Genomic DNA, 6814 nt, shown 5'->3' with positions numbered 1-6814 from the left:
TTTTAAAGGCGGCTGGGTAATGGTTCCATTGGCTTTTTTAGCATTGTTAGCCTTAGTTATTTTCTTTGAACGTTATTTAACCATTAAAAAAGCAACCAAAGACGAATCGAACCTAATGGGTCAGATCAGGTCGTATATCCAATCTGGAAATTTAGAGGGCGCAATGTCGCTTTTAAGAAATAATAACTCTCCCCTTTCGCGCATGTTGCAAAAAGGTTTAAAACGCATTGGCCGCCCAATTAAAGATATTGAAGGCGCGATTGAAAATGTTGGTAAATTAGAGGTTTCTAAATTAGAGAAGAACATCAGTATATTGGGTATTGTTGCAGGTATTGCACCAATGCTTGGTTTCGTAGGTACAATTGTGGGGGTAATTACCATTTTCCACCAGGTATCAATARAAGGTGCGATTGAAATAGGAACCATTTCCGGCGGTTTATATACCAAAATGATTACTTCTGCAACCGGACTGATTATCGGTATTATCGCTTACGTACTGTATCACATTTTAAACATTATGGTCGAAAAAATCATCCTTAAAATGGAAACCGATGCAATTGATTTTATTGATTTACTAGAAGAACCAGGCAAATAATGAATTTACGCAAAAGAACAAAAGGGTCGGTAGAAGTACATACTTCAGCGTTGAACGATATTATGTTCTTCCTGATGCTATTTTTCTTATTGGCCTCTGCCGTGGTAAATCCTACCGTGGTTAAATTGTTGTTGCCACAATCATCAAGCGGACAGCAATCGACCGCCAAGAAAGCAGTTACCGTTACGATAGACGAAAATTTAAAATATTTCGTTGAAAAGAAACCAGTTAGCATTGAAGAATTAGAGCCAACATTGGCATCATACCAAAAATTGGCACCTGATATGACCATTCTTTTATATGTATCGCGTAACGTGACTTATCAGGATGGATTTGTGGTAAACGATATTGCCAATAAATTAAAATTAAAACTTGTTGTAGCCGTTGAGCCTAAAAAATAATGAACTACAAAGCACAAAACGTACCTAACGAGGAAAATAATTACCCTAAGGCCATTGCCATAGCAAGCGGAATTATGGGCTTTTTATTGTTGATCAGCTTTTTTATCGTGATTGGCTCGTTCCAGCCACCTGAAGAAGTGGGTATGGGTGGTATGGTTGTAAATTATGGAACTTCAGCAGAAGGAATGGGCGATGATTATACCAGCATTGAAGAACCATCGGCAGATCCAAATGCCAATGGTAAAGCGCCTGATAAGGTAACGCCGGAAGAAAAAGTGACCCCAACTACCGCTACCGAAAATACTGAAAAGGAAATTCAGACACAAAATACGGAAGATGCCATTGCCGTAAATACCAAACCTACAAAACCGACTACTGCAGCACCAACTCCGGTAACTGAAGATAAGCCGTCTAAACCGGTGATTAATCAAAACGCACTTTACAAAGGCAAAAAAAATACTGGTCAGGGTCAGGGAGATGGAACTGGAAAAACACCAGGAAACCAAGGTGATAAAGATGGCGATCCATTGGCATCAAATTATGGAGAAGGTGGTTCTGGAAATGGCAATGTACAGTTATCATTAGCCAGTAGAAAATTCATCGATATCCCTAGAATTCAGGATGATGGACAAAGTGCAGGAAAAATTGCCGTTCAAATCCGCGTAGATAAAAATGGTAAAGTGGTTCAGGCCCGTGCAGGTGCAAAAGGCACTACCCTATCTGATTTAGCACTTTGGCGGAAATGTGAGCAGGCGGTATTAGGTGCGAGCTTAAACAAATTAGAATCAGCTCCCGATGTACAAACCGGGATTGTAATGTTCAACTTTAAAGTGAAATAAAAAAAATATCCATGGTCTGTGTCTTCACAGACCATTTTTTTTTGCGTTATCATTTATTGTGCTGTCAGATATTACTATCTGACAGAAGACTTATCTCCTCAAAATTTTCGACAAACAATTATAACCTGATTATCGGTCAGATGGTAACATCTAACAGCATATCCAACACCCTAACAAATTACTCGCTTAAGTAATTAATCAACATAGTTTAACGAGCTATCGAATCAAGGTAACCGATCCCTTTTTAATTATTCTTTTATTTTCCTGAGTTGTAAACGATGCCACCCAAAAATAGACTCCTACGGGAACTGGCTGTCCTTTATAATCACCGTTCCAAGCGTCATATAATTTATTTGAAGAAAAGATAACTACTCCCCTTCTATCGAAAATCTGCATCTGAAAATTAAAAGCCCTACTTCCCTCTTTCGCTTTAAAATCATCATTTATATTATCCGAATTGGGGCTGAAAGCATTCGGAAATGAAATGTCGTTACAGGCTTCTGTTTCTAAACGAACATCTAGCTCATCTACAATACAACCATTAAGTTTGAGTATCGAAAAGGTGTAGTTACCTTCGTATAAACCCGAAAAAACGTAATTACCTGGATAAACTACTCCGTTATACTTGATGTTATAATCAACTGAACGGTTACCAATAGAAAATGAGATTTCCCCAGTTAAATCGCAAACAGGATTTTTAGCATTAACAATCGAATGGGGTTTGGTTAACGAATAATCTGGAACCACAACAGTTCGATATTCTGCTGGTGCACCACCAGATGCTTTTACTTCAATATCGTAGCTCCCCGGACTAAGCATATTAAAAACACCGGTATTATTTGATATTGAATTATTAAGTGTGAATGTATAGGTTTCTGGAATTGGTGGACAATTAACTTTTATAAAGCCTTTTCCAAGAACATTACATTCGGCAAGCATCTCGATACTATTGATAACAATTGGACAGGGTTCGTATACTAGCTTTTTATTTAATTCATCAACAATACAGCCATTAAGCTTTAAAATGGTAAAACTGTAATCTCCTTCAATTAAATCTGAAAAAATATGGTTGCCCGGATAAACTAGTCCTTTATATTTCACATTATAATCAGATGAATTACTACCTATTGAAAATGATATTTCTCCCTTCAGATCGCAAGCAGGATTCTTAGCATTAATCTTTGTAAGTGGTTTAGTTAAAGAATAATCAGGTACTTCAATAGTCCTGTATGCTGCTGGCGCACCACCAGATGCTTTAACCTCAATTGTGTAACTACCGGGATCAAGCATATTAAAAACACCGGTATTATTTGATACTGAATTATTAAGTGTAAATGTATAGGTTTCTGGAATTGGTGGGCAATTAACTTTTATAAAGCCTTTTCCAAGAACATTACATTCGGCAAGCATCTCGATGCTATTGATAACAATTGGACAAGGTTCGTAAACCAATTCTACATCAAACTCATCAATTAAACAGCTATCTTTATTCAGCACAACAAAATGATAGTTACCTATCTCCAGGTTAGTGAATTGATGATCATAGGGCAAAACATCATTTTTAAATTTTATCCTATAATCATTACTACCGGCAAAAGCATTAAATTGAATATTTCCTTTAGCGGCACAAGCTGGATTTATTTTAGCAAAAGAAAACTCTGGCTGTAGTTGCTTGTAATCTGGCACAATTATGTCGGTTTCTAATTGATCTTCATCCGAAATAATTTTAATATGATAGGGGCCGGGAATTAAATCTTTGAATATTCCGGTGGTATTGCTTAAATCATTATTTAACGTATAAGTATAAGCTGCTAAATGTGGCTTTGTTAAAATACTAATTATTCCTTTGTGAAAAACATCACATTGTTGTTTTACCTCAGCCTTATCGAATTGGATTTTACATTTATCACGTCCGACAACAAGATCCTGTTCATCAACCCTGCATCCATATTTATTTACAATTTCAAAGTGACTCGTATTACCACTTATTAAATTAGAGAATTTACTATTTAAAGGATACAACTTTCCATTGTATCTGATTTGATAACTGCTGTTTTGTTCAGGAGTATTAAAAGTAATTTCACCAAGGGTTTCGCAAAGCTGATTTTTGATCTGCCAGCTGTAAATTGGTTTTAATAAATTAAGTTCAGGAACATCCACTGTTGCCGAGTATGAATCAGAAGCAGAACTGATTGAAAGGGTGTACTGTCCTTTTGATAAACCAACAAATTTACCTGTTGTATTGGTAACTCCGTTTAAAGTATAGGTAAAATCTTCAATATGTGGAGCGGTGATAATATCTACATTGGCAGTATTACCAGAAATGCAATCTTGGATAATGTCTACTTTCTCTAGTTCTATTCCTATAATACTTCCATCTTCTACCATACTTGCAGCATCAAGGATTGTATATGGAAGCGTTCCTACTACACCAACCATTTTTTGGTTTTCTATATCAAACTCGATAATATTGGTTTGGGAGCCAGAATTAGCCAATCCATAAACTGTGTTTTTTCTGGTGCCGGTTGAAACACTAACGATCCCATAAAGCACTATATTTGAWGGCAATGGAATATGAAGGGTACTTTTATTAGGTTCTTTAACATTAATCTTCACTATCCCTTGGTATGCTGCCATGTAAAGATCTTTTTTATAAAAACAGACATCTCCTGTAGGTGAATAATTCAGTAAACCTAAGGCCTCTGATTTTCCTGTATTAATATCTGTACTGAATAAATAACCAGAACAATAATATAACTTATTATCCGCGCCAAGGGTAAGTGAATTTGAGCCAGACATACCTAAAAATAAACGCCTGCAATTTTCAATACTGTTCTCTTTTACATCCGCAGTGTATATTTCTGAATTTCTGAACCAAAACAAATTATTCCTGTTCATTGCGATTGAAAAATACTGATCACCAGGTGAACATCCCACTATTTTTGTAGATTTTACCCCTTCACTTGTAAATTCAACCTTGTAAAGGTCGCTTGCCCCCTTAGAATAATCCATAGAACTTACATAAAAAGTTTGAGCTGCAAGTTTGAAACAACAAGATAGGAGTACGAAGAGAATTAGACTAATTTTATTAATCACTATTATTGAGACCGTTAAATATCGGCAAATATAACAACATAACCTTACAAATTAAATTGCTATAAAACACTTTTAAAGTAATCACCTAACTTTAATATTAAAAACTTAGAATACTAGGTTTAATAAAATCTACCCATTTCATTTCATAATAACTCCAGTCAACTTATATTTGATGCAAATTATGAACTACCAACAAACGCTTGATTTTTTATACAGTAAACTCCCCATGTTTACCCGTGTTGGCGCATCCGCTTTCAAAAAAGATTTAACCAATACCATCATTCTTTGCGAAGCACTGGATAATCCGCAGGATAAATTTAAAAGTATCCATGTGGCGGGTACAAATGGAAAGGGCTCTACCTCACACATGCTGGCTTCGGTACTGCAATCGCAAGGATATAAAACAGGATTGTACACCTCTCCCCATTTGAAAGATTTCCGCGAACGCATCCGCATCAACGGAAAAATGATGAGTAAAACTGAAGTCGTATCGTTCGTAAAAGATCAAGAAAAATTGATCGAAAAAACCGAGCCTTCATTTTTCGAGGTAACCGTTGCCATGGCATTCGATCATTTTGCCAAACATGAGGTTGATGTAGCCGTAATTGAGGTGGGTTTAGGTGGAAGGTTAGATTCGACCAATATCATTACACCGCAAATTTCGGTCATCACTAATATCAGCCTTGATCACATGAATATGCTGGGCAATACGCTTACCGAAATCGCTCGTGAAAAGGCAGGCATCATTAAAAGGAATATTCCGGTTGTAATCGGCGAAACACAAGCAGAATCTGCTCCAGTTTTTGTCAGTAAGGCAAAAGAAGTAGGTGCTCCAATTGTTTTTGCTGATGCGAAGTTAAGGGCTCAGGATTTTAAGATCAGGAACAATAAACTTTCCCTATCTGTTTATCAGAATAGTGAAATTAAATACAAGGATCTTCAAAGCGATCTTACCGGCGTTTATCAGCACAAAAACATTTTAACCGTTGTAGAAACCCTCGCTGTACTTAACGAGAAAACAGAAATTAAAATCAATCAGGAAGCGATTTATAAAGGAATAAGCCAGGTTAAAAAGCAAACTGGTTTACAGGGGCGTTGGCAAACCTTGAGTAAAAATCCTTTAGTGATTTGCGACACCGGCCATAATGAAGCTGGCATTGCCGAGGTAATCAAAAACATCGCACAAACCCCTTATCAAAACTTACATGTTGTTTTTGGTATGGTTAAGGACAAAGATATTTCGAAAGTTTTATCCTTGATGCCTAAAAATGCGACTTATTATTTCTGCAAACCAGATTTAGAACGTGGTTTAGCAGCGGATGAACTTAAAGAACAGGCTGCAACATTTAACTTAAATGGAAACAGTTATGCATCGGTAATCGAGGCAAAAGAAAAGGCTATTCAATCTGCCGATTCAAAAGATCTGGTTTTTATTGGCGGAAGTACATTTGTAGTGGCCGAAGCGATATAAAATCTTTACACAAACTTCAAAGTAGCTTTACCTAAATTTATTACTTTAGCCCTTTAACTAAAACACAATGAAGAAAATATCCTGTCTAATCTTTTCCATTTCTATTTTTTCGATCGCACTCACCTCAGCCCAAACTAAAAAACCTTCCACAACACAACCTAAAGCATTCCCTGCCGAGGTGGCCCGCCCTAAATTGGTGGTTGGCTTAGTGGTTGATCAAATGCGTTGGGATTATTTATATCGCTACTATAACCGCTATACCAATGGTGGCTTTAAAAGATTAATTAATGAAGGTTTTTCTGTAGAAAATACTTTTATTCCTTATACACCAACTTATACGGCCTGTGGCCATACCTGCATTTATACAGGTTCTGTTCCGGCAGTTCATGGCATTATTGGTAACGATTGGTAC

Annotated in this window: 6 protein-coding genes; 5 read left to right on the top strand and 1 reads right to left on the bottom strand. The window is 36.6% G+C overall.

The genetic code is table 11. From position 1 onward, the window contains the following. From AC1DND_RS15010 to AC1DND_RS15000, 3 genes are all read left to right on the top strand, one after another. The coding region (locus AC1DND_RS15010; protein WP_477582754.1) for a MotA/TolQ/ExbB proton channel family protein at positions 1-595 on the top strand (595 nt) is incomplete at its 5' end. Beyond that, complete coding sequence (locus AC1DND_RS15005; protein WP_025144642.1) at positions 595-996, top strand: ExbD/TolR family protein; 402 nt, start codon at positions 595-597, stop codon at positions 994-996. The genes AC1DND_RS15010 and AC1DND_RS15005, both read left to right, overlap by 1 nt. Then, positions 996-1835, top strand: a complete 840-nt coding sequence (locus AC1DND_RS15000) for an energy transducer TonB (protein WP_215130675.1) — start codon at positions 996-998, stop codon at positions 1833-1835. Before AC1DND_RS15005 ends, AC1DND_RS15000 begins: the two co-directional genes overlap by 1 nt. 216 nt (positions 1836-2051) lie before the next feature. Here AC1DND_RS15000 and AC1DND_RS14995 read toward each other — a convergent pair whose 3' ends face one another. After that, a complete protein-coding gene (locus AC1DND_RS14995) occupies positions 2052-4847 on the bottom strand; it encodes a T9SS type B sorting domain-containing protein (protein ID WP_477582752.1) in 2796 nt (931 codons plus the stop codon). Between the two features lie 265 nt (positions 4848-5112). Between AC1DND_RS14995 and AC1DND_RS14990 the strand changes: the two genes are divergently transcribed. Beyond that, on the top strand, positions 5113-6402 hold the full coding sequence (locus AC1DND_RS14990) for a bifunctional folylpolyglutamate synthase/dihydrofolate synthase (RefSeq protein WP_477582751.1): 1290 nt from the start codon (positions 5113-5115) through the stop codon (positions 6400-6402). 67 nt (positions 6403-6469) lie between these two features. Then, on the top strand, positions 6470-6814 hold a 345-nt coding region (locus AC1DND_RS14985; RefSeq protein ID WP_477582749.1), incomplete at its 3' end, for an alkaline phosphatase family protein.

Source organism: Pedobacter sp. 01N416 (assembly GCF_056399685.1).
Note: the sequence above shows the minus strand (reverse complement) of the source record. Positions and strands in the feature narration are given on the sequence as shown.

Coding starts and splice junctions, on each gene's coding strand:
- AC1DND_RS15005 (WP_025144642.1), top strand. CDS start 595: ATGAATTTACGCAAAAGAACAAAAGGGTCGGTAGAAGTACATACTTCA.
- AC1DND_RS15000 (WP_215130675.1), top strand. CDS start 996: ATGAACTACAAAGCACAAAACGTACCTAACGAGGAAAATAATTACCCT.
- AC1DND_RS14990 (WP_477582751.1), top strand. CDS start 5,113: ATGAACTACCAACAAACGCTTGATTTTTTATACAGTAAACTCCCCATG.